The organism is Lactococcus hircilactis (genome assembly GCF_009601015.1).
Lineage (GTDB): Bacteria > Bacillota > Bacilli > Lactobacillales > Streptococcaceae > Lactococcus > Lactococcus hircilactis.
On sequence record NZ_WITJ01000009.1, the window covers coordinates 62101 to 84432 of the forward strand.

Below are 22332 nucleotides of genomic sequence, written 5' to 3' on the forward strand. Positions count from 1 at the left end.
GCTTGAGCGATTTTTTATTTGAAATCACGATCCAAATTGACCTCTTCAAGCGCAATGAGTTTGCTGTGCTTGGTCCATTTGTACCCTAAATAAAGAATTAAGAATAGCGGGAGTGCGAGATAAGTCGTAATCACAGATTGCCAATTCATAGAAATCGTTGTGATTTGCCCGACCACGATAATGATAGACAAAATCAATGCCAATACAGGACCGATTGGGAACCATTTCGCGTGATATCCGAGTTCTGAGAGCGTGTGACCTTGTTTTATAAAAGCACGACGGAAACGATAATGACAAATTGCAATGCCAATCCAAGCTAAAAATCCAGATAATCCAGAAGCAGCGACGAGATAGATGTACATTTCATGACCAAAAATAGACGTGACAAAAGTTAAAAGTCCAATTGAAAGTGTCACCAGTACGGCAAAGATGGGAATGCCATTTTTTGCGTTGGTTTTAGCAAAAATTTTTGGAGCATGTCCTTCTTTGGCCATCCCAAAGAGCATCCGGGACGCAGCGTAAAGCCAAGAATTTGCTGCAGAAATCACAGATGTCAAGATGACTGCATTCATCACTGCCGCCGCCGCTGCAAAACCAGCATGCTCAAAAACTAAAGTAAATGGAGAAACGGTAATATCACTATCGTTGGCAGAACGAAGTAAATTAGGATCTTTATAATAAATCAAAGCACCTATGATGAAAATAGAAACAAAATAGAACAGCAGAATTCGCCAAAATGTCGTTTTGATTGCTGCAGGAACGGCTTTTTCAGGATTTTCAGATTCACCAGCAGCAATGCCTACGATTTCTGTGCCTTGAAAAGAGAATCCTGCTACCATAAAGACAGCCACCATTCCACCAAAACCACCAACAAAACCAGAATGCCCTCCAGCAGTGAGATTATGGACAACATTGATCTCATGGAAGTTGAATGTTAATGCACCAATGATAGAAAAAATACCAATGACAATAAATCCAATCACAGCAACGACTTTAACGATGGCCATCCAAAATTCAGCTTCACCATAAGCGCGCGCAGAAGTAAGATTAACCAATAAAATCAAGATTAAAACAGCCGCAGACCACACCCAAGAAGGGAAATGCGGGAACCAAAATTGCATGACCACACCTACTGTTGCTGCTTCAACAGCCACAGTGATGGCAGAATTAAACCAATAATTCCACCCCATCGCAAAGCCAAAAGCTTTATCGACATAACGATCCGCAAATGAAGCAAACGATCCTGAAATCGGAAGATAAGAAGCCATCTCACCTAACGAAGTCATTAAAAAGAAGACCATTAATCCAATCGCTGCATAAGCAACAAGTGCCCCAAGTGGACCAGCTTGTGAAATTGTAGCTCCAGAAGCGACGAACAAACCTGTCCCAATCGTTCCGCCAAGTGCAATCATTTCCAAGTGCCGTTTTTTCAAGCCTCGATTGACTTGAGTATTTTCATTTTTGTTTTCCATAAGGAAAACCCTCCATCTCTTTTTTCACACAAAAAAAGTAATCTACCGAGAGATTACTATACGTACGAAAAATTTCTTCTTCAAAATACGAATAGCACTCCGCGAATACTCGCGACAGTCCAACAGGTTTTTCCTATTGGCCCAAAATTAATGGTCAAGCAAGTCATTAATTTTTCGGCAACCGCTCCGGCTTACGATTCATCGCAGTGCTTTTTGCTCAGCGTAAGTTCATATTGGTTGCAACCTCTATCGATGTGTTCCTTATATCATAAAACTTTTTTATGTGATTGTCAAGTGAATATTTATACACGAAAACTTTTTTTATTGTCAGTACTGACAGGATTTTTTTATGGTATAATATGTAAGAATAAAATCTGTCAGTGACGAGATTTTGACACATCACTAAAAAACGAGTGCAATTCTTTTTTGTGCTCACAATCTAAACTGAAAGTGATAAAAGAGGAGAAAAAATGGACTTTATTCGTGCGATTATTTTAGGCATTATCGAAGGAGTTACAGAGTGGCTACCGATTTCATCGACAGGGCATTTGATTATTGCAGAAGAATTTATTAAGTTAAATCAATCCGCAGCCTTTAAAGAAATGTTTGATGTGGTGATCCAACTTGGGGCAATTTTGTCTGTCCTTGTTCTGTATTTTCACAAGTTAAATCCTTTTGAAAAAAGAAAAAGTGAGCGTGAAGTGAAATACACCTGGCGCTTGTGGCTCAAGATTATCATTGCCTGCATCCCTGCGGCACTCATCGGATTTGCGCTTGATAATTGGCTCAATGCACATTTTTACAACTTTGTTTTTGTTGCAATTATGTTGATTATTTACGGGATTGCATTTATTTATGTTGAAAAAAATTGGGTGCCACAGCATGAGTTTTCAGTCGTTGATATTGATAAACTTCCCTATCGGACGGCATTTTTGATTGGTGCATTTCAAGTCCTTTCATTATTACCAGGAACGTCAAGATCTGGGTCAACCATTATTGGAGGGTTGTTACTTGGGGTGAGTCGAGAAGTGGCCGCAGAATTTACCTTCTTTTTAGGAATTCCGATCATGTTTGGGGCTTCCCTTTTGAAAATATACAAATATTTTGGTCATCATAGTATCACATTCACCCAACTCGGAGTGTTACTCGTTGCTTGTTTGGTCGCTTTTGGAGTATCCATGCTTGCAATCCGGTGGTTGATGGGATATGTGAAAAAACATGATTTTACTTTCTTTGGAAAATATCGTATTGTTCTGGGGGTCATTTTATTGATCTATGCTGGCATTCGCGCAATAATTCATTAAAAAAGAAAAGCACATCATTTGATGTGCGTCATAAAAGTTAAATGTTTGAATGAGATCGCAAGAGCTCATTTTTTTATTTTCTTAAGTGTTGGTGTCTTTTGTCACATCTGAAAATGTGTCTTGTTGGAGTTGCTCAAGTGAAATGACGTTTTTCATAGTGAATCCTCCAAAAGATTTCATATTTAAACATTAATATAGCATAAAAATTAATTTTCTACAATAAGAGCGAAAAAATCAAGCAGGTCTTGCAAATGCAAGTCGATTTTGTTATAATTAATAGCTGTGGTAAAAAACCACAACTTACGTAGGCTCCAACCTACGTCATTAGTCCAAAAGGAGGAAAATTTCAATGACTAAATACGAAATTCTTTACATTATTCGTCCAAACATTGATGAAGAAGCTAAAAACGCTGTTGTTGCTCGTTTCGACGAAATCTTGACAAGCAATGGTGCCGTTAACGTTGAGTCTAAAGACTGGGAAAAACGCAAACTTGCTTACGAAATCAAAGATTTCCGCGAAGGTTTGTATCACATCGTAACTTTTGAAGCAGAAACAAGCTCAGAAGCAACGAGCGAATTTGACCGTCTTGCTAAAATCAACGACGATATTCTTCGTCACATGATTGTTAAAGTAGAAGCATAATGCTTGCTTACTGATTGGAGGATTATATGATTAATAATGTTGTTTTGGTGGGTCGCCTTGTGCGTGATCCTGAACTTCGATACACGCCTTCAAACGTTGCTGTTGCAACATTTACAGTGGCTGTCAATCGTCGGTTTAAAAATGCAAATGGCGAACGCGAAGCAGATTTCATTAACTGTGTCATTTGGCGTCAATCTGCTGAGAATTTGGCAAATTGGGCTAAAAAAGGGGCATTGATTGGTGTGACTGGATCGATTCAAGTGCGAAATTATGAGAACAAAGAAGGTCAACGTGTTTATGTGACTGAAGTGTTAGCGGATAATTTTCAAATGCTTGAAAGTCGTCAAGTGCGTGAGGGTGGAAATGCAGGTGCTTATAGTGCGCCACAACAAAATCGCCCAGCAAGCAGCCCAAATCATTCAGCAGAATCAACTCCAAATTTCTCTCGGGATGCCGATCCTTTTGCAGGTGGTTCACCCATGGAAATTTCGGATGATGATCTTCCATTCTAATTTAAAAATTAGAAAAAAGAATAATATAAGGAGAAAAAACTATGGCTTTCCAAAAACGTAATAATTTCAAACGTCGTAAAAAAGTGGACTTCATTGCAGCAAATAAAATTGAAGTTGTCGATTACAAAGACGTTGAAACTTTGAAACACTTCATTTCTGAAAGTGGTAAAATCTTGCCACGTCGTGTGACAGGAACCTCAGCTAAAAACCAACGTAAAGTGGTTACAGCAATCAAACGCGCACGCGTAATGGCTTTGCTTCCATTTGTTGCATCAAGTGAAAACTAAGACTTTAAAAAGCATTGATTTCAATGCTTTTTTTGTCGAAAAAAATGCTGTCAGTACTGACAAAAACGATTAGGACTCAAGAAGAGGTTAAGAATCATTTTCTTGCTTGAGTGGGTATATTTAAAGTTATTTCAAAGCATTTTATGATAAAATAGAGCAATGACATGGATGATAATTATTTTAATTGCACTTTTCATTTTGGGCTACGGAATTTTTCTTGAGCCTCATTTGATGCGCGTGCGCACAGTGAATTATCCGCATCAACAGGGCATCAAAATTGCTCATTTTGCAGACACTCACTTTACGTGGCATACTTCTGCCAAACGATTTAAAAAATTCGCAAAAAATATGGATGAAGAAAAGCCGGATCTGATCTTGTTTACAGGGGATTTATTTGACAAGGTAAGCTGGGCTAGAGAAAATAAAAGTGCAACACAAGCGGTCATCAAGACTCTGTCAGCACTGACAGCGCCATTAGGGAAATATGCCGTTTTTGGAAATCATGATTTTGAAGAAAATCAATCGCATTTTGTTCGAGAAATTCTTGAGAAATCAGGCTTCACGATTCTTAATAATCGCTCAGTACTGACAGAAAAAATTTCGATTTCTGGCATTGATGACATGCGTGAGGGCGTACCTGATTTTGCCATTTGTCCAGATCATGCGGCGTTTTCTGTGCTGATGATTCACGAACCTGATGCGCTTTTACAATTGGATCAAATGAAGCAATTTGATTTGATTGTAGCTGGTCACAGTCACGGAGGACAGGTCCGACTTGGAAAGCTCCGTTTGCACAATAAAGGTTCAAAATATTTTGATAGTGGAAAATATAAAATCAACGAAAAAACCGTTTTGTATGTCAATAACGGAATCGGACTCACATTTTTACCCCTTAGAATTGGCGTCGTCCCAGAAATTGTCTATTATGAGCTCTAAAAAATTCTGTCAGTACTGACAGAATTTTTATTCATGATCTGTGATGATTGTTTCGCGTCCCGATTGATCAATTGCATGAAAAATAGTGGGCCATTCATGATCAAAGGGATAATCAAAATCGACTGTAATCGTTGTTGGACTTTCTTTTTGACTGAAACGGATGGAGAGAAAACCACTGGAATTGATCAACTGAAAATCAATCTTTGGTCCCATTGTAATCACACCTTTAAGCTGGTAATCAATAATAAACCAAAACGCATCAATCACTTCTCCTGGGATAGAAGCTACGGTTTTAAAACTTGCATAACGGCCTTGCGCCTGAGTAAATGCCATAATTTTTCCTTTCTTTTTCGATGATCAATCAATCAAAGCCGCGATGCTTTAATCGTCTCACGAATATCTTTGATGGTGGATTCTGTTTTATCTTGCTGTTTCATGCCATACATCATGAAAATAGCATCCAGTAAACTGATTTGAGAGACCGTGGATGCGACAGCTTCGGGGCGAAAAGAAATTTCCTCTGAAACAGAAACTAACGCTACATCCGCCTGATTGGCGAGCGGAGAATTCGCAAAAGAAGTAATCGCAATGACAGGGACGTGATGCTTTTTCAAAATTTCAACGAGCCGTAACGTATCTTTATTTCTCCCTGTGTGAGAGATGACAAAAGCACAATCTTTTTTTGATAATTTAGTCGCTAACATCTGCTGATAATGAAAATCTTGATGATACACGGTTTTGAGTGGCATTCGGATGAATTTATGAAAAGCAAGACTCGCAATTGTATTGGAGCCGCCCAAACCAAAGAATCCAATCGTCTGTGCTTTCAACAATACTGTCATCGTCTTTTTCAAATCAGCCTCAGAAATAAGATGAAGTGTGGCATCAAGCGATGAGATATTACTATTAAAACTTTTACTGAGAATTTCTTTGTAGCTATCTTTGATTGAAAGTTCACTAAAAAAATCATCACTTTGCTTTTGATCCGTGTCTGTCGCATGAATGGCAAGTTTTAACTCTTGAAACGAATCAAATCCAATTTTTTTAGCATATCTTGAAATCGTAGCAGTGGAAACGCTTGTCGCTAAAGCAAAATCTTGGATGGATAATCGCGCTGCAGTGTCAATATTTTCGATAAGAAAATCTGATATTTTTTGATCTGCCTTACTCAGACCATCGTAATAGCTGTTTATTCTTGAGACTAAAGATGTCATAGATGAATGCTCCTTTAATTAATATTATTATATCACACAAAAGAAAGGGAGAAGTGCTCTTTAGAATTAAGTAAAATATTTACATCATTTTATTTGACAAATGAAAATAATTTACGTATAATGAATCTAAAGTAATAAAAAGAAAGAAGAGGACAAAAATAATGAAATTTGCAATGATCGGTCTAGGAAAAATGGGATTAAATCTTGTAAAAAATGCCATAGATCATGAGATTGAAGTAGTAGCATACGACGTAAATCAAGCAGCAGTCAATGAAGCGAAGCGTTATTCAGAGCGTGTAGCGGGTGCTGCGTCAATTGATGAGATGTTAGATCAACTCCCCACGCCGAAAATTGTTTGGGTGATGGTTCCAGCTGGAGCAGCTACCAATGCAACAATTCAACTTCTCGCTCAAAAATTACATCCTGGAGATATTTTGTTAGATGGTGGGAATTCCAACTATAAAGACAACTTAGAGCAAAATCGCGACTTGACAGAAAAAGGGATCAAATTCTTTGATGTAGGGACTTCTGGAGGAATGGCTGGCGCACGTTTTGGTGGAAATTTTATGATTGGAGGAGATGATCAAGATGCGTGGCAACAAATTGAGCCTCTCTTTGAAGCGCTCGCTGAGCCACAAGGGTATCTCTATACGGGTAGACTTGGCAGTGGACATTACCTAAAAATGATCCATAATGGGATCGAATATGGGATGATGCAGGCGATTGCTGAAGGATTTGAGATTCTTGAAGCTTCAGATTTTGAGTATGATTATGAAGCAGTCGCAAAACTCTGGAATCATGGTTCAGTGATTCGGAGTTGGTTGATGGAGTTGGCCCAAGAACAGTTTGCTAAAGATCCAAAACTAGACAGCATTAAAGGGCAAGTTCAAGCTTCTGGAGAAGGAAAATGGACCGTAGAGGAAAGTTTAAATCTCGCTGTTCCAGCGCCCGTGATTGCACTGTCACTAATGATGCGCAATCGAAGCTTACAAGAAGATACGATGACTGGAAAAGTGGTCGCCGCACTTCGTAATGGCTTTGGTGGGCATTCACTCACTCAAAATAAATGAAGAACGACAAAACTAAGGAGAAACGATGCAATATCTTATTGGTGTTGATTTAGGAACAACGGCTACAAAAGCAGTGTTATTTAAAACAAACGGTGAAATTGTCGCACGCAGTAGTCAGGACTACCCTCTTTATCGGGATTTATCTGGAATGGCAGAAGAGCGTTTTGAAGACATCTTTGAGGCAGTCCTTTCGACAATACGAAAAGTGTCCATTCATTTGAATGAAAATGATGACTTATTGGCCGTGTCGTTTAGCACACAAATGCACGCATTGATTGCTTATGATAAGGACTGGTCAGCATTGACACGTGTGATCACATGGGCAGATACACGTGCGGTTGCCTATACTGAGCAGCTCAAAGCGGGCACAAAAGGATTTGAAATTTATCAAAAAACTGGAACCCCGATTCATCCAATGGCACCACTTTCCAAGTTACTTTGGCTCAAAAATGAGCGAAAAAGCATTTATGATACGGCAGCGCATTATTTAGAGTTAAAAGGTGCGATTTTCCATAAGTTGTTTGGTGTAAACAAAATAGATCTCTCAAGTGCGACTGGAACGGGATTGTTTAATATTTTTGATTTAGAATGGGAAAAATCAGCGTTGGATTTGACAGGACTCTCGCGTGATCAATTGCCCCAAATGGTGGATCCGTATGAGATAGAATGTGGGATGTCACACGAGTTTGCAATGAAAATGGGAATTCCGAAAGAAACAAAATTTGTTTGGGGTGCAGCAGATGGTCCGCTTTCAAATCTTGGGGTAAATGCGATAGAAAAAGGTGTTGCGGCGATTACGATTGGGACATCAGGAGCGATCCGGGTTGTGACGGATCAACCAAAAACGGATAGCAAGGCACGAACGTTTACTTATGCGCTGGACCGAACACACTGGGTTGTAGGGGGACCAGTTAATTCAGGAGGGGACGTTTATCGGTGGTTACGAGATCAGGTTTTTGATGGGAAATCAAGTTTTGATGAGCTTACTGAATTAGCGAAAACCATCAATGCTGGCAGTGATGGACTCCTTTTTCATCCTTATCTTGGTGGAGAGCGTGCTCCATTATGGGATGCAAACGCACGTGGTTCATTTTTTGGATTGAATTATCGGCACACGCGCGCACACATGACGCGCAGCACACTTGAAGGAATCATTTTAAATCTCTATATGGTGGCGCTCAGTCTGATCGAAGTGACGGGTGAGTTAACCCAGATTCAAGCGACGGGCGGATTTACAAGCTCAGAACTTTGGATCCAGATATTAGCAGATATTTTTGAATCCCCAATTGCAGTACCAGATCGTCGGGAAGCAGGATGTTTGGGGGCTATTGTAATGGCTGAAAAAGCACTTGGCTTAGTGGATGATTTGTCTGCGGTATCTAAAATGGGAGGGACAGCGCGGACTTATCAACCAAATGAAGAAAATTTTCCGATTTATCGTGCTTTATCCCCTATTTTTATCCGACTCTCACGAAACCTGACGGATGAATATCGTCAAATTTCTGATTTTCAACGGCAATTTGATCCAAACAAATAAATGAAATCCCACTGTGATGGGATTAAGTTTATCCGAGAATTGTAAGCGCATTATTAAAGTTATAACTATTTTTTAGAAGAATAGACGATTTTATAAAATTGGAGGAAGTTTGAATGCTTGATTTACTTGTACTTTTATTAGGAGTTTTAATTCTCCTTGTAATGATTATTAAATTTAAAATAAATACCTTTATTTCACTGATTGTGGTAGCGGTACTTGTTGGACTTGGCCTTAGAATGCCATTGGGACAAATTCCTGTCTCCATCCAAAATGGAATTGGTGGATCATTGGGTGAACTTGCAATTGTTTTTGGATTTGGTGCAATGTTAGGACGTTTAATTGCAGATGCGGGTGGTGCGTATCGTATTGCAAAAACATTGATTAATAGTTTTGGGAAAAAACGAATTCAATGGGCGATTATGTTGGCAAGTTTTATTATTGGGATTGCACTTTTCTTTGAAGTGGGCATGGTTTTATTGATTCCTATTGTTTTTGCAGTAGCTTTAGAAGCCTCTGTTCCGTTGATTTATCTCGGCATTCCTATGGCTGCTGGACTTTCTGTCACACATGGCTTTTTGCCACCACATCCTGCACCAATTGCCATTTCAGGTGCGCTTGGTGCAAATCCAGGAACTGTGTTGATGTTTGGGATTATTGCAGCAATTCCGACTGTGATTGTTGCAGGACCTATTTTTACAAAAATTGCGCGAAAATGGGTGCCAGAAGCCTTTGTCGTTAAGACAAAATTATCTGCTTTTGGTGAGATTAAACAATGGGAACTTAAAGATACTCCTTCATTTGGAATTTCAATCTTAACTGCATTGATGCCTGTGATTTTAATGGCCATCAGCACGATTTACTCGATTGTCTTTAATAATGGAAAACCATTTGCTGCAGCAACAACAAGTATCCTAAAAGCTGGAAAAGTAGTCACAACGACAACATATCCAACAAGTGTGATTGAAAATATCATGATGTTTCTTGGAAATCCAGTCTCAGCAATGGTAATTTCTCTTTTGTTTGCCTTGTGGACGATGGGATGGAAACAACATAAAAAAACAGCAGAAATGATGACGACGGTAGTGGATTCTGTAAAATCAATCGCCATGTTGTTGCTTGTCATTGGCGGTGGAGCAGCACTTAAACAAATTTTAATTGATGGTGGAATTTCAAGTCAGATTTCTGAAATGTTTAAAGGATCGAATTTATCTCCTTTGATCTTAGCGTGGATCATTACAGTTATTTTGCGTGTGGCACTTGGAAGTGCGACTGTAGCTGCTTTAACAGCGGCAGGTTTGGTTCAACCGATGATGGCAAATATGTCACCAAATATGGCTGCACTGATGGTTCTTGCAATTGGCGCAGGATCAATTGCTGCGAGCCATGTTAATGATGCTGGATTTTGGATGTTCAAAGAATATTTTGATTTAGATGTGAAACAAACCTTAAAGACGTGGACTGTTCTTGAAACCATTATTGCAGTTGTTGGACTTGGGATGGTCATGCTCTTAAGTATATTTGTTCATTAATGCAATCAAAACTGTTTTGTCAGTACTGACAGAACAGTTTTTTTAAAACCGATAATCACGCAGTGCGCTTGAAATTGATTGATAATCAAATCCTTTTCTTGCGAGTGCCTGAGTTACACGGTTTTTCAAATCATATCCGTCATAATTTCTGGCATATTTTTGATAGGCTTTATCAAGTGCAGCATTGAGCAATTCGCGTTCGTTTTCTTCATCACTTGACAGCTCAAGTGAATCCATCGAAATTTGGGCAATCGCGTAAGAAAAACCTTTACTCATCATCTGTTGTAACACTTTTTGTTGGAGCTGATGGCGTGTGAATTGCCCTGCTTTGGCACGTACCCATTTTTGAGCGAGCTTTGTTGCTACTTCGATTTGAATGGCTTCATCGAAAAATTCATTGAGTACCTCATCAATCATCTCTCTTGGAATTCCTTTTTCCATCAACTTTTGCTTGATTTGAAAGGGGCCAAAAGATCCCATCGTCACTTTTGCGTGAACGAATTGCTCTGCATAAGCGTAATCATTGAGCAGTCCATTTTCTGTCAGTGCTGACAGCACGGCATCAATCTGGTTTTCGTCAATTTCATGCGCCAATAAATAGCGTCGCGTCTCTTTTTTCGTGCGTGCTTTGAAAGAAATGTAATAAATGGCAAGCGCTTTTCCCTGTGCAAACGAATCATAAGCTGTCAGTGCTGACAACTCTTCTGAGGTCAAAATTTTATCTTTAGTGAGGAAAAAATGAACAATGGTGTCCTCACAAACATAGATTTTATCCAGATCTGCACCATCTAAACTGATTTTGTAAAGCCGTTTTAATTTTTTTATTTCTGTTATTTTTATCATCTCTTTATTATACGAAAAAAATTGACTTTTGTAACGAAAAATTTTTTATAAAATAAACGCCCAAAATCTGTTATATTATGGTAAAATAAGCAATATGATAACTCTTAAAATTGGACAAAAAATCTCACTCAAAATCGAGCGTATGGGGATCAATGGCGAAGGAATTGGTACGATTTCAGGTCGTCTGATTTTCGTTCCTTACGCATTACCAGGCGAAGAAATCGTCGCTGAAATTACCGAAAACGCGAGAAATTTTTCACGTGCTCAGCTTGTGAAAATTAATAAAAAATCAAGGTTTCGCGTGAAACCTGAGGATCCTGTTTATGCTGATCTGTCAAGCTCTCACATCATGCACTTGGCTTATCCACAGCAGTTGGCGTTCAAAAAGGATTTGCTCCTTCAGGCGCTTGAAAAATACAAACCTGCAGGATTTAGAAATTATGAATTGCGTGAGACGATAGGAATGGAAAATCCGCTTCATTATCGGAACAAATTACAATACCAAATTCGCAGATTGAATTCTGGAGATGTGATTGCAGGACTTTATCGTGAAAATTCACACCATTTAGTTAATCTCGAAAACTGTGTCGTTCAAGAAGAAATGACGCAAGACATTGCGAATTTTGTTTGTCGTTTGATTGAAAAATACAAATTGCCAGTAGATGATGAGCGAAAAACACGAGGGATTAGAACAGTGATGGTTCGCCGCAGTCAAAAAACTGGCGAAGTTCAGATGATCCTTGTAAGTAGCGCACGCATTACGCTTGATGGACAAATTTGGCCTGCACCCTACGCAGATCAAGAACTCACAAAGCGTGAAAAAATGGGCTTTGTCAAACTGGATAAATTTCTGTCAGAGCTGACAGAAAAATTCACAGACATTGTCACCATCGCAGCCAATTATCACCCTAAAAAAACCAGTGAAATCTACGGAGACCGCACTCAAATTCTCTTTAATGAAAAGGAAACCATCACAGAAGGAGTGCTGGATTATGAGTTTGAACTTTCTCCTCGTGCATTTTATCAACTCAATCCCACACAAGCTAATGTTTTATATGCTGAAGCAATCAAAGCCCTGCATCCAAAGAAAACAGACACTGTGATTGATGCGTACTGTGGTGTTGGAACTATTGGTTTTGCACTTGCAAATAAAGTAAAATCAGTCCACGGCATGGATACAACACCAGAAGCCATTGTTGACGCACGCGCCAATGCGAAACGACTGGGATTCAAAAACTGTCACTACGAGACAGGACGTGCAGAAAAAATTATTCCAAATTGGTACAAAACAGGACAAAGACCAACAGCACTACTTGTTGATCCCCCACGCACAGGGCTTGATTCGGAGCTGCTTGAAACCATCGCCCACTATCAACCCGAAAAAATGGTTTACGTCTCATGTAATGTCTCAACGCTTGCCAAAGATCTCATCGTTCTTTCACAATTTTATCATGTGGATTATATTCAATCTGTTGATATGTTCCCACACACCGCGCGCACAGAAGCTGTCGTTAAGTTGACAAAACGAGAAAAACCAATGCGTTTAGAGCGGAAATTTAACACACGTAAATAAGAAAATCATGAGAGAATATATTGACATCATCCGAGAAAAAATCGGGCACGATTTGTTGATTGTGACAGGCTCAAACGTCATCATTCAAGACGACAAAGGAAACTACCTGCTCCAGCAACGAAAAAATGGGAATTGGGGATTACTCGGAGGATTAAATGAGGTGGGCGAATCCTTAGAAGAAACAGCCATTCGAGAAGTATATGAAGAATCTGGACTCCACATTACCCAACTCCAGCAAATCCACACTTTTTCAGGGAAAAATTTTATCTTCAAATTAGAAAATCAAGATCAAATTCAAGCCGTTTCCACCCTTTTTTTGGCAGAAAAAAGTTCTGGACAAACCAATTTAAAGAGTGATGAAACCCTTGATTTGAAGTATTTTTCTTACGCATCCCTTCCTAAAAATATCGAAGCAGAATACATGAATTATCTTTCCTATTTTGAAAAAAATAAAAATAATTTTCAAAATCATCGGATTAAATAAAACAAATAAAAAATGAGGAGCTTACGCTCCTTTTTGTGATAAAATAAAAGAGCATCAAAGGACGGAGGGAAAAATGACTTATCTGAGAAAAGCAAAAAAATCAGATCTTCCTGCCATAATGGAAATTATTACGCAAGCAAAACGCTTTCTAGCTGCCTCAGGAAGTGATCAGTGGCAAGGGGATTATCCAGCACTCAAAAATATCGAAGCAGATCTATTAAATCAAGTCGGCTATGTTCTTGTCAGTGCTGACAAAATCGCAGGCTACAGCGCTGTGATCACTGGAGAAGAGCCCAATTACACCAAAATTACTGACGGAAGATGGTCGAATACGAGCAAAGATTATGTCACCATTCACCGCATTGCGCTGTCTCAACAGTTTCGAGGACAAGCACTCACAAAAGTACTATTTTCGAATATTTACAGTCTGATGTACGAAAAAGGGTATTCGGACTTTAGAGTGGACACCCATGAAATGAACCAGATCATGCAGCACGTTTTTGAGAGGGAAGGTTTTGTTTATCGCGGTCAAGTGATTGTTGAAGGAGCGCGCAAAGCTTATCAAAAAGAACTATGACACTAGCACAATAGTAAGATTTTTGTGAGCAAAGAGCGCAGCTTTTTCATCAACACCAGTTGTAAAAATGCAAAAATCTGTCGGACAGCAGATGAAAAATCAGAAATTTTAAAGACATTTTCCTGTCTGGCACACGAATAAAACACACTGGAAACATCCAGATGGATGAGCCCCCTGGTCATCTCATCAAACCCAAACGGAAATAAACCACATAAAGTGAGGAAAAAATGACATACGAACAAGAATTTCTTAAAGATTTCTCAGAATGGATTGAACAACAAATCCAAATCTCAACCTTAGCAATGACATCCGCTGAGCGCTTAAAAAACGAAGATCCAGCAGCAAAAGATGCCGCAATTCGATATGAAAGTCGCCTAGAAGCGTATGATTTTATTAAAGGAAAATTTGAAAATTATAAAAATGGCAAATCTTTTCATGAAATGCCAGATTTTGGAACAATTAATTACTAATCTATTTTTCATCTTTCGCTCATTTTCAAAAATAAAACAGCACAAAAGGAGCACAGCTTATGAAAACAATCCTCCAAGCTTTCGAGTGGTATTTACCAGCAAACGGTTCTCACTGGAGAACCCTCACGCAACTCACCCCTGAATTAAAAAAATTGGGATTTACTGGACTTTGGCTTCCTCCTGCTTCAAAAGGCGCCGCGGGAATAAATGATGTTGGATATGGCATTTACGATTTATTTGACCTTGGCGAATTCGATCAAAAAGGGACAGTCTCGACAAAATATGGGACAAAAGAAGACTATTTGAGCGTAATCAAAACCCTTCATGCTTATGGCATTGAAGCATATGCAGATATCGTTTTTGATCACATGATGGGCGCAGACGAGACAGAAGTTATCGAAGCAGATGTTAAAGCGTGGGATGACCGACTTTACGAGCTTGTGGATGATAAAACTGTTGAAGTTTGGACAAAATTTACGTTTCCAGGACGAAAAAAACACTACGATGACTACATCTGGACATGGAATAATTTTAATGGTGTCGATTATGATGAACGCACCAAAAGTCATGAAATTTTAGAGTTCAAAGGGCATCAGTGGGATACACACGTCGATTCAGAACATCACAATTACGATTATTTGATGGGCGATGATCTTGATTTTGACGTTCCAGAAACAGTCCAACAGCTTGAAAAATGGGGCAAGTGGTTTGTTGAAACGACAGCTATTGATGGTTTTCGATTAGATGCCGTCAAACACATTGATTTTGAGTATTTTTCAGGTTGGCTTTTGCAGCGCAAAAAACAGATGGGTAAAACTCCCTTTGTAGTCGGTGAATATTGGTCAAATGAATTACAAAAATTAGAATATTATCTTGAAAAATCAGGGGATGCAATGCAACTTTTTGATGTTCCTCTGCATTTCAACCTCTATCAAGCTTCCTCAAGCGATGGTGCATTTGATATGCGTGAAATCTATGCCCATACGCTAGTTTCGACACATCCAGATCTTGCGGTTACATTTGTGGATAATCATGACACTCAAGAAGGACAAGCCCTACAATCTTGGATCCAACCTTGGTTTAAAGAGCAAGCTTATAGCTTGATTTTACTGCGGATGAAAGGAACCCCGACCGTTTTTTGGGGAGATTTATGTGGTGTTTTAGACCGTCAGGTAAATCCTGTAGGAGAAAATCTCCAAAAACTCCTGATTTTACGTCATCATGCTGAATTTTTGAGCGAATATGATTATTTTGATCATCCTGATCTGATTGGTTGGAGCAGCACACTTAATTTTGAGGACCAAAGAATTGGTTTAGCAACACTATTAACCAACGGATCAGGTGGATCAAAATACATGATCATTGACCCCTCACAAGCAAAGAAAACATACGTTGATCTCTTTGGACGGCACACCCTTCCTGTCCAGTTGGATGAAAACGGAGGCGCAACATTTTATGTGAATGATGGCGCGTGTAGCGTATGGATCAGCCAAGAATATGCAGAAAAAATAAACCAGCGCAGTACCGCTGTTTCATTGCGTTTACCTATTTTGGATAAATGAACATCAAACTAAAGATTTGAGCTTGTTTTTTCCCATCAAATCTGATAAAATAAGGATAAATTGGAGGAGTAATCAAACACATCCCTTAGAGAAAAGTCGGTCGCTGCAAGACTTTGAGATAACTTTGATGAAGGTAGCCAAAAATCAGTAAACAACAATAAAAAAGAATCTCAATGGTTTGAGCTTCAATAAAAGTTAAAAATAAAGGTGGTACCGTGCATCTGCACCCTTTCAAGGGAGATTGTACGGTATTTTTTTGTAGGAAATGCGCGTGACATTTGGGATGTGAAAAGGAGAAAAAATGACTGAAAAAGAACAGCAATACCGTCATCCGACCATGAAGATCACCATTTTTGGAGACTCCATCACCAATGGTTTTGGCATGCACCCCAGAAACAAGATCCTAAAAGAACGGATAGAAGAAAAACGCCCAACCCTTGACGTCAAACTCCACGGCATCAACGGCGACGACACCTACGGCGCACTCTACCGCATCAAGTACGTCGCGGCTGAAAATGCCGACCTAAACTTCGTTTTTTTCGGTGCAAATGACGCTTCGCCCTACCATCTCATCCGACCAGATGAATTTAAAACCAATCTTCTCAAAATCGCCACACAGCTTGGAAAAGACAAAACCATTCTTCTCACACCACCCTACTACAATGAACTCGAGCCCACACATTACAGCAAACTCTCAGAAGTCGAACTTTTCAGAAAAGCCGTGCTTGAACTCGGACAAACGCAGAAAATTCCAGTACTTGATATTTTTCAGGCAATGACCGAAACAGAAAATCCAAACGAACTTTTGAGACCTGATGGTTTGCATTTTACTGAAAAGGGTTATGAGGTTTTGAGTGATGAAATTATAAAAATTATTGAAAAGAGCGTCAATAATGGTTAGAAACATTTTTATTACAAATGACAATCGGGATAATATTTCAATATATGAAAAAGAACCTGTTTATGTCGTAAACTTTGAATGCCAAATGTCGAAAACTGATGAGCGGGAGAATATGACCTTGTTGATTGAGAATTTTTTGGAAAGAGAAAAAAATGGTAAATATTGAAAAAGTATTTTCAGAACTAGAACGGTTAAGAGAAAGCTATCAACAACTTATTTTTGAACATGACAATATCCGATTTCACGTCAATAAACGCTTGTTCTCAGTCTATATGTTGAAAATTGGTTATTTAGAATATCAAGTTTTTGATTTAGACATCTCAATTCGACGTGCTAGGCGCGAAATACAGTTGATTCAAATCGATTTGAACCAGCAAAAAATCCCCAATTTATCGGAGATCGCCAAGAAAATTGCGATTGAGTTAAAAGATTTTTATGAAAAATTAGCGAAGGAAGCAGAAAAAATCGAAGCTGCCAAGACGTTTGAAGCAGCACCCAAATTGTCAGGAGAAGAGTCCAAAAGTCTGAAAATACTCTATCGTGTACTCGTCAAACAGCTTCATCCCGATTTACATCCCGATGCAACGCCTGCCGAAATTGTCCTTTATCAAAAAGTTGTAGAAGCCTATGAGATGGGAAATTCAAGGTTGTTACAAGAACTTGCTTTGCAAGTTGAGATTGGGGATGTTAAAGAAATACAAGATCCAGAAAAAGAAATAAGACGTTTGAAAGCATTAATCCAGCAAGTAGAAAAAGAACTTGAAGTTTTAAAAAGTAGTTTTCCCTATAATATGAAAGATTTCCTCTCAGATGAAGAAAAATTGCAAATTAAACAAGAAGAGTTAAGAAATCAAATTCAACAATTTGAAGAAATTGTGGCGAAATACGAGCTGAAAATTAAAAATATGCTAGGAGACACAAACAATGGATTTAATGAAAACTGATGATTATGACTTGGCAAATATACTTCATGCAAAACCCGGAGAAATTGACATTCACAAACCTTTTGAGCAAGAAATATTTCTTTTTGAAACGCATATTGCTGGAACGAGCTATATTAAAAAAATTGATGAACTCAAAGAACAACTGGAAATAGACAAGAAACTCACGTTTTTCCGAGAGCCAGAGAATCAATTCGATAAAAAAGCTATTAAAATTGTGCTACCAGATGGTACAAAGATTGGCTATGTTCCTAAAAATGATAATGTTGTTTTTTCAAGATTGATGGACGCTGGAAAGCTTTTGTTTGGCAAGATTGAAGAAGTTGATGAGTTAGGAACTTGGCTCAAAATAAAAATCAATATTTTTTTACAAGAATGACGAAGGAGAACAAATGACAACAGAACTAACCCCAAAATACAACCCAACCCAAACGGAACAAGGCCGCTACGCCAAATGGCTCGAACAAGGTGTTTTCAAGCCGTCAGGTGACAAAAAAGCGCACCCTTACAGCATCGTCATTCCGCCACCAAACGTGACAGGCAAGCTCCACCTCGGACATGCTTGGGACACGACGCTGCAGGACATTATCATTCGTCAGAAGCGGATGCAGGGCTTTGACACGCTTTGGCTGCCTGGCATGGACCATGCGGGGATTGCGACGCAGGCGAAAGTGGCAGCACGATTGGCTGAACAAGGCATTTTGCCACAAGACCTTGGACGTGAGAAATTCCTCGAAAAAGCTTGGGAGTGGAAGGACGAGTACGCCGAGACGATTCACCAGCAGTGGGCGAAGATGGGTATTTCGGTCGATTATGACCGTGAGCGTTTTACGCTGGACGAGGGGCTGAATAAGGCGGTGCGCACCGTTTTCGTGAAGCTTTATGAAAAAGGCTGGATTTATCAGGGCGAGAAAATCATCAACTGGGACCCTAAGGCGATGACGGCGCTCAGCGACATTGAGGTCATTCACAAGGACGTGGAGGGCGCCTTTTACCATGTCAACTATGCCTCTGCTGACGGCGAGATTGTGCTGGAGGTGGCAACGACGCGGCCTGAGACTTTCTTTGGCGATACGGCGGTGGCGGTCAATCCGCTAGATGCGCGTTATGCGAAGTACATCGGAAAAACCGTTGTGCTGCCGATTTTGGGCAAGGAAATTCCGATTATTGGCGATGAGCATGCGGATATGGAAAAAGGTACGGGTGTCGTGAAAATCACGCCGGCGCATGACCCGAATGACTTTTTGGTCGGGCAACGGCATAATCTGCCCATGCCAAGTGTGATGAATCCTGATGGTACGATGAATGCACTATGTGGCACGGATTATGACGGATTAGACCGTTTTGAAGCACGTAAAAAAGTTGTGGCGGAGTTTGAAAAACTTGGCATTTTGGTAAAAGTGGAGCCAATTCATCACGAAGTGGGACACTCTGAGCGGACGGGTGTGATTGTTGAACCACGTCTTTCTAAGCAGTGGTTTGTCAAGATGTCAGGTCTTGCGAAAAATGCGATTGCGCATCAACGAAAAGAGGATGGAACAGATGATGCGGTCACTTTCTATCCACCACGTTTTGGTGATGCTTATCTGCAATGGATGGAAAATGTCCACGATTGGGTTATTTCCCGTCAGCTTTGGTGGGGACATCAAATTCCTGCTTGGTATCGTGGCGAAGAGGTCTATGTTGGTATGGAGCAGCCTCGCGGCGAAGGTTGGACACAAGAGGAAGATGTTCTTGATACCTGGTTTAGCTCGGCTTTGTGGCCTTTCAGCACGATGGGCTGGCCTGATGAAAATGCGGAAGATTTCAAACGTTACTATCCAACTTCTACGCTTGTAACAGGTTATGACATCATTCCATTTTGGGTGGCACGCATGATTTTCCAAGGATTAGAATTTACTGGAAAATCACCGTTTGAGCGCGCACTCATTCACGGCTTAATTCGAGATGAAGAAGGGCGTAAGATGTCGAAATCGCTCGGTAACGGGATTGATCCGATGGACGTGATTGAGAAATACGGGACGGATGCGCTGCGTTGGTTCCTGTCAAATGGTTCTGCACCTGGTCAGGACGTGCGTTTCAGCTATGACAAGATGGATGCCGCTTGGAATTTCATTAACAAGATTTGGAATGTCAGCCGCTATATCCTCATGAATAGTGAAGGGGTGTCAAGCGACATTGACTATGCAAAGACTAATGTCACCGACCGCTGGATTTTGACACGGCTGAATGACACGATTGTGCGCGTGACCGAGCAAATGGACAAGTTCGAGTTCGGTGTCGCGGGGCATATTCTCTACAATTTCATCTGGGACGAGTTTGCCAACTGGTATTTGGAACTGACGAAAGAAGTCATGTTTGGCGACGATGAGGATGAGAAAAATGTGACGCGTTCCGTCTTGCTCTATGTTTTGGACAATGTGCTGCGCCTCCTCCACCCTATCATGCCCTTCTTTACTGAAGAAATTTTCGAGAAGCTACCGAATACGACAGGCTCGATTGTCGTGGCGGACTATCCGACCGTACATCCAGAATTTGACGATGAAAAGGCGAACGAGGGTGTGCAACTTTTGATTGACATTATCACGAGCGTGCGCAATGCTCGTAGCGAAGTGAATACACCGCTGTCTAAAAAGATTCCGGTTTTCATCAAGAGCGAGAACACTGAGTTTTTGAACTCTGTCAAAAATTACATCACTCGTTTTACCAATCCGTCAGAGCTGACGATCGCACAAGACGTGAGCTTGACGGAAGAAGCGATGTCAGCCGTCATCACGGGGGCTGAAATTTATTTGCCACTCGCTGGACTGATTAACATTGACGAGGAAATCGAGCGTTTGACGAAAGAACTTGCCAAATGGCAAAAAGAGCTTGATTTGGTCAATCGTAAGCTCGGTAATGAGAAGTTTGTGGCGAATGCCAAGCCTGAAGTTGTGCAAAAAGAAAAGGATAAGCTGGCGGATTATCAGGAGAAGTTTGATACTGTGAAAGCTCGTATTGCAGAATTGAAAAATGCTTAAAAACGAATGAAAAAGCTTTTGACAAACCTGTCAGAAGTTTTTTACAGAATTTTAGTAAATTCATTTTCAGATGATTTTCACGATTTCATCAAGTGGACGGCGAGATTTCTCATGTTTCGCTTCATTGAGGCGGTAGCCAAACGCAACAGCAACGGCCAGTTTCTCTTTTGCTGGGTCAAGCACGCCTGCTTTTGACAAAATTTTAGTAACTTTTTTATAGAAAAATCCCTCCATGGGGCAGCAGTCAATATCTAAAAGTCCAGCTGCAAGCAAAATTTGTCCGAGCGGAATAGCGGCTTGACGTTCTAACCAAGCTTCATAGCTTATGTCAAGCAGTGCAGTGTATAGCAATTTAAATGATCCAGAAAAAGTTAAATAATCAGAAACACTATAACCGTGGATATCACGCATGATGTGCCTGTTGTGCGCCTTGTCGGTAGTCATTGTGAAAATAATGAATTTATCAGCACCCTCCAGCTGTTTTACCATACCTGGCGCGGCTTTTGAAATTTTTTTACGGAGTTCTGGATTGTCAATTTGTAAGATGTTCCAAGGTTCAAGTCCGTTAGAAGTTGGTGCATTTTGTGCGACTTTGAGTAATGTTTGCCAATCATCATCAGAAATTTGGCGTGATTTGTCAAAAGTAACGGTGCGGCGTGCATGCTTGATTTTTTTTAGAAGTTCTTTGTTGTTCATGCTATAATGATAACAAAGATTTTCACGGCTGAAAAGAAGGGAAATAAAAGTAACTATGAGCGAAATTTTTTATGATTGTCCCGCAAAGGCAATGATAACGCTGTTCAAAGGCAAATTTTCTTTAGATATTTTAACACAGATATTCAACGGTACGACGCATTATAATCAACTTTTGCGCACGATTCCTGAAATCAATTCACGGATTTTAGCAAAAAGATTGCGTGATTTTGAGGAAATTGGTATTTTGAAACGCACGATTTTGGTTGCAGAACCGCCGATGAGCATTCGCTATGATTTGACGGAAAAAGGCAGAGCACTCAACGAAGTTGTGCAGTCCATGGTGAATTGGATGAAAACTTACGAATGATGAAAACATGACACTTGATGGGTAAATCAGGTTCGCCGTCATCACAGGCACTGAGATTTATCTGCCGCTTGCTGACTCATCAATATTTACGAGGAAATTTAGTGCTTGACGAAAGAGCTTGTAAAATGTGAAAAAGAAGTGGCGCTTGTCAATGAAAAACTGTCAAATGAGCGCTTTGTGCAAAATGCGCAGCCAGAAGTGGTTGAGAAAGAACGCGCAAAACTTGCCGCTTACCAGGAAAAATTGAATGCGACGCAAAAACGGATTGCGGAGCTTTCAGCATAGTAAAAACTGAACTGACAGCTTTGTTAGTTCAGTTTTTTGTTTATTGACAGGTTTATCATCGGATTATTTTAGTCGGTCAAACATTTATATTTATTATTATTTGGAATAT

General features: G+C 39.9%; 23 protein-coding genes, 1 pseudogene and 1 riboswitch. Of the genes and pseudogenes, 19 read left to right on the plus strand and 5 right to left on the minus strand.

All coding sequences use genetic code 11. The features are described from left to right. Positions 1 to 14: 14 nt before the first annotated feature. Positions 15 to 1472 (minus strand): amino acid permease, encoded by a 1458-nt coding sequence (locus tag GHI93_RS07495; RefSeq protein WP_153496433.1) that lies wholly within the window; start codon positions 1470 to 1472, stop codon positions 15 to 17. A gap of 84 nt (positions 1473 to 1556) precedes the next feature. Then, a riboswitch (Lysine riboswitch) is annotated at positions 1557 to 1729 on the minus strand. A 213-nt stretch (positions 1730 to 1942) separates the two neighbouring features. On the opposite strand from GHI93_RS07495, the gene GHI93_RS07500 reads away from it, so the two are divergent. The 5 genes from GHI93_RS07500 (at position 1943) to GHI93_RS07520 (ending at position 5154) form a co-directional block, all read left to right on the plus strand. After that, complete coding sequence (locus GHI93_RS07500; RefSeq protein WP_153496434.1) at positions 1943 to 2776, plus strand: undecaprenyl-diphosphate phosphatase; 834 nt, start codon at positions 1943 to 1945, stop codon at positions 2774 to 2776. Positions 2777 to 3125: 349 nt separating this feature from the next. After that, positions 3126 to 3419, plus strand: coding sequence for a 30S ribosomal protein S6 (gene rpsF / locus GHI93_RS07505; protein WP_153496435.1), 294 nt, complete (start codon positions 3126 to 3128; stop codon positions 3417 to 3419). A 26-nt stretch (positions 3420 to 3445) separates the two neighbouring features. Then, on the plus strand, positions 3446 to 3931 hold the full coding sequence (locus GHI93_RS07510; RefSeq protein ID WP_153496436.1) for a single-stranded DNA-binding protein: 486 nt from the start codon (positions 3446 to 3448) through the stop codon (positions 3929 to 3931). Positions 3932 to 3972: 41 nt separating this feature from the next. Beyond that, positions 3973 to 4218, plus strand: coding sequence for a 30S ribosomal protein S18 (gene rpsR, locus GHI93_RS07515; RefSeq protein ID WP_147779804.1), 246 nt, complete (start codon positions 3973 to 3975; stop codon positions 4216 to 4218). Positions 4219 to 4377: 159 nt separating this feature from the next. Beyond that, positions 4378 to 5154 carry a metallophosphoesterase gene (locus GHI93_RS07520; RefSeq protein ID WP_153496437.1) on the plus strand — a complete coding sequence of 259 codons (777 nt, stop codon included), beginning with the start codon at positions 4378 to 4380 and terminating at the stop codon, positions 5152 to 5154. A 27-nt stretch (positions 5155 to 5181) separates the two neighbouring features. On the opposite strand, the gene GHI93_RS07525 is transcribed toward GHI93_RS07520, so the two are convergent. After that, positions 5182 to 5487, minus strand: coding sequence for a DUF960 domain-containing protein (locus GHI93_RS07525; protein WP_153496438.1), 306 nt, complete (start codon positions 5485 to 5487; stop codon positions 5182 to 5184). Positions 5488 to 5519: 32 nt separating this feature from the next. Then, positions 5520 to 6368 carry a MurR/RpiR family transcriptional regulator gene (locus tag GHI93_RS07530; RefSeq protein ID WP_153496439.1) on the minus strand — a complete coding sequence of 283 codons (849 nt, stop codon included), beginning with the start codon at positions 6366 to 6368 and terminating at the stop codon, positions 5520 to 5522. A 161-nt stretch (positions 6369 to 6529) separates the two neighbouring features. On the opposite strand from GHI93_RS07530, the gene gnd reads away from it, so the two are divergent. The 3 genes from gnd (at position 6530) to GHI93_RS07545 (ending at position 10504) form a co-directional block, all read left to right on the plus strand. Beyond that, the gene (gene gnd, locus GHI93_RS07535; protein WP_153496440.1) at positions 6530 to 7438 is read left to right on the plus strand and encodes a phosphogluconate dehydrogenase (NAD(+)-dependent, decarboxylating); all 909 of its coding nucleotides are present in this window, start codon (positions 6530 to 6532) and stop codon (positions 7436 to 7438) included. Between the two features lie 25 nt (positions 7439 to 7463). Further along, a complete protein-coding gene (gntK, locus tag GHI93_RS07540) occupies positions 7464 to 8975 on the plus strand; it encodes a gluconokinase (protein WP_153496441.1) in 1512 nt (503 codons plus the stop codon). 113 nt (positions 8976 to 9088) lie between these two features. Further along, entirely contained in the window at positions 9089 to 10504 is a 1416-nt protein-coding gene (locus GHI93_RS07545; protein ID WP_153496442.1) for a gluconate:H+ symporter, read from the plus strand. Positions 10505 to 10546: 42 nt separating this feature from the next. Here the strand turns inward: GHI93_RS07545 and recX are convergent, their stop codons facing one another. Beyond that, positions 10547 to 11347, minus strand: coding sequence for a recombination regulator RecX (gene recX / locus GHI93_RS07550; protein WP_153496443.1), 801 nt, complete (start codon positions 11345 to 11347; stop codon positions 10547 to 10549). A 94-nt stretch (positions 11348 to 11441) separates the two neighbouring features. On the opposite strand from recX, the gene rlmD reads away from it, so the two are divergent. The 9 genes from rlmD to GHI93_RS07600 all read left to right on the plus strand — a co-directional run bounded on the left by rlmD (position 11442) and on the right by GHI93_RS07600 (position 20875). Continuing rightward, positions 11442 to 12920, plus strand: a complete 1479-nt coding sequence (gene rlmD, locus GHI93_RS07555; RefSeq protein WP_153496444.1) for a 23S rRNA (uracil(1939)-C(5))-methyltransferase RlmD — start codon at positions 11442 to 11444, stop codon at positions 12918 to 12920. Between the two features lie 7 nt (positions 12921 to 12927). Then, positions 12928 to 13404: an NUDIX hydrolase gene (locus GHI93_RS07560; protein ID WP_153496445.1), complete on the plus strand. Its 477-nt coding sequence runs from the start codon at positions 12928 to 12930 to the stop codon at positions 13402 to 13404. Positions 13405 to 13477: 73 nt separating this feature from the next. Further along, complete coding sequence (locus GHI93_RS07565; RefSeq protein WP_153496446.1) at positions 13478 to 13981, plus strand: GNAT family N-acetyltransferase; 504 nt, start codon at positions 13478 to 13480, stop codon at positions 13979 to 13981. 227 nt (positions 13982 to 14208) lie between these two features. Further along, a complete protein-coding gene (locus tag GHI93_RS07570; protein ID WP_153496447.1) occupies positions 14209 to 14451 on the plus strand; it encodes a DUF1912 family protein in 243 nt (80 codons plus the stop codon). A gap of 59 nt (positions 14452 to 14510) precedes the next feature. Further along, the gene (locus GHI93_RS07575; protein WP_153496448.1) at positions 14511 to 16013 is read left to right on the plus strand and encodes an alpha-amylase; all 1503 of its coding nucleotides are present in this window, start codon (positions 14511 to 14513) and stop codon (positions 16011 to 16013) included. A gap of 301 nt (positions 16014 to 16314) precedes the next feature. After that, on the plus strand, positions 16315 to 16914 hold the full coding sequence (locus GHI93_RS07580; RefSeq protein WP_246177063.1) for a GDSL-type esterase/lipase family protein: 600 nt from the start codon (positions 16315 to 16317) through the stop codon (positions 16912 to 16914). Between the two features lie 152 nt (positions 16915 to 17066). Beyond that, complete coding sequence (locus tag GHI93_RS07590) at positions 17067 to 17858, plus strand: J domain-containing protein (RefSeq protein WP_153496450.1); 792 nt, start codon at positions 17067 to 17069, stop codon at positions 17856 to 17858. Further along, positions 17839 to 18234 carry an HIRAN domain-containing protein gene (locus tag GHI93_RS07595; protein WP_153496451.1) on the plus strand — a complete coding sequence of 132 codons (396 nt, stop codon included), beginning with the start codon at positions 17839 to 17841 and terminating at the stop codon, positions 18232 to 18234. The genes GHI93_RS07590 and GHI93_RS07595 overlap by 20 nt, the downstream gene beginning before the upstream one ends. A 13-nt stretch (positions 18235 to 18247) precedes the next feature. Next, the gene (locus GHI93_RS07600) at positions 18248 to 20875 is read left to right on the plus strand and encodes a valine--tRNA ligase (protein WP_153496452.1); all 2628 of its coding nucleotides are present in this window, start codon (positions 18248 to 18250) and stop codon (positions 20873 to 20875) included. 66 nt (positions 20876 to 20941) lie between these two features. Here the strand turns inward: GHI93_RS07600 and GHI93_RS07605 are convergent, their stop codons facing one another. Beyond that, positions 20942 to 21571, minus strand: coding sequence for a nitroreductase family protein (locus GHI93_RS07605; protein WP_153496453.1), 630 nt, complete (start codon positions 21569 to 21571; stop codon positions 20942 to 20944). A gap of 55 nt (positions 21572 to 21626) precedes the next feature. On the opposite strand from GHI93_RS07605, the gene GHI93_RS07610 reads away from it, so the two are divergent. Both GHI93_RS07610 and GHI93_RS07615 read left to right on the plus strand, forming a co-directional pair. Beyond that, positions 21627 to 21938, plus strand: a complete 312-nt coding sequence (locus tag GHI93_RS07610) for a winged helix-turn-helix transcriptional regulator (protein WP_153496454.1) — start codon at positions 21627 to 21629, stop codon at positions 21936 to 21938. A gap of 34 nt (positions 21939 to 21972) precedes the next feature. Then, positions 21973 to 22223: pseudogene (locus GHI93_RS07615) on the plus strand (hypothetical protein); the annotation flags it as partial. Positions 22224 to 22332: the final 109 nt, after the last annotated feature.

Coding starts and splice junctions, on each gene's coding strand:
- GHI93_RS07495 (WP_153496433.1), bottom strand. CDS start 1,472: ATGGAAAACAAAAATGAAAATACTCAAGTCAATCGAGGCTTGAAAAAA.
- GHI93_RS07500 (WP_153496434.1), top strand. CDS start 1,943: ATGGACTTTATTCGTGCGATTATTTTAGGCATTATCGAAGGAGTTACA.
- rpsF (WP_153496435.1), top strand. CDS start 3,126: ATGACTAAATACGAAATTCTTTACATTATTCGTCCAAACATTGATGAA.
- GHI93_RS07510 (WP_153496436.1), top strand. CDS start 3,446: ATGATTAATAATGTTGTTTTGGTGGGTCGCCTTGTGCGTGATCCTGAA.
- rpsR (WP_147779804.1), top strand. CDS start 3,973: ATGGCTTTCCAAAAACGTAATAATTTCAAACGTCGTAAAAAAGTGGAC.
- GHI93_RS07520 (WP_153496437.1), top strand. CDS start 4,378: ATGACATGGATGATAATTATTTTAATTGCACTTTTCATTTTGGGCTAC.
- GHI93_RS07525 (WP_153496438.1), bottom strand. CDS start 5,487: ATGGCATTTACTCAGGCGCAAGGCCGTTATGCAAGTTTTAAAACCGTA.
- GHI93_RS07530 (WP_153496439.1), bottom strand. CDS start 6,368: ATGACATCTTTAGTCTCAAGAATAAACAGCTATTACGATGGTCTGAGT.
- gnd (WP_153496440.1), top strand. CDS start 6,530: ATGAAATTTGCAATGATCGGTCTAGGAAAAATGGGATTAAATCTTGTA.
- gntK (WP_153496441.1), top strand. CDS start 7,464: ATGCAATATCTTATTGGTGTTGATTTAGGAACAACGGCTACAAAAGCA.
- GHI93_RS07545 (WP_153496442.1), top strand. CDS start 9,089: ATGCTTGATTTACTTGTACTTTTATTAGGAGTTTTAATTCTCCTTGTA.
- recX (WP_153496443.1), bottom strand. CDS start 11,347: ATGATAAAAATAACAGAAATAAAAAAATTAAAACGGCTTTACAAAATC.
- rlmD (WP_153496444.1), top strand. CDS start 11,442: ATGATAACTCTTAAAATTGGACAAAAAATCTCACTCAAAATCGAGCGT.
- GHI93_RS07560 (WP_153496445.1), top strand. CDS start 12,928: ATGAGAGAATATATTGACATCATCCGAGAAAAAATCGGGCACGATTTG.
- GHI93_RS07565 (WP_153496446.1), top strand. CDS start 13,478: ATGACTTATCTGAGAAAAGCAAAAAAATCAGATCTTCCTGCCATAATG.
- GHI93_RS07570 (WP_153496447.1), top strand. CDS start 14,209: ATGACATACGAACAAGAATTTCTTAAAGATTTCTCAGAATGGATTGAA.
- GHI93_RS07575 (WP_153496448.1), top strand. CDS start 14,511: ATGAAAACAATCCTCCAAGCTTTCGAGTGGTATTTACCAGCAAACGGT.
- GHI93_RS07580 (WP_246177063.1), top strand. CDS start 16,315: ATGACTGAAAAAGAACAGCAATACCGTCATCCGACCATGAAGATCACC.
- GHI93_RS07590 (WP_153496450.1), top strand. CDS start 17,067: ATGGTAAATATTGAAAAAGTATTTTCAGAACTAGAACGGTTAAGAGAA.
- GHI93_RS07595 (WP_153496451.1), top strand. CDS start 17,839: ATGGATTTAATGAAAACTGATGATTATGACTTGGCAAATATACTTCAT.
- GHI93_RS07600 (WP_153496452.1), top strand. CDS start 18,248: ATGACAACAGAACTAACCCCAAAATACAACCCAACCCAAACGGAACAA.
- GHI93_RS07605 (WP_153496453.1), bottom strand. CDS start 21,571: ATGAACAACAAAGAACTTCTAAAAAAAATCAAGCATGCACGCCGCACC.
- GHI93_RS07610 (WP_153496454.1), top strand. CDS start 21,627: ATGAGCGAAATTTTTTATGATTGTCCCGCAAAGGCAATGATAACGCTG.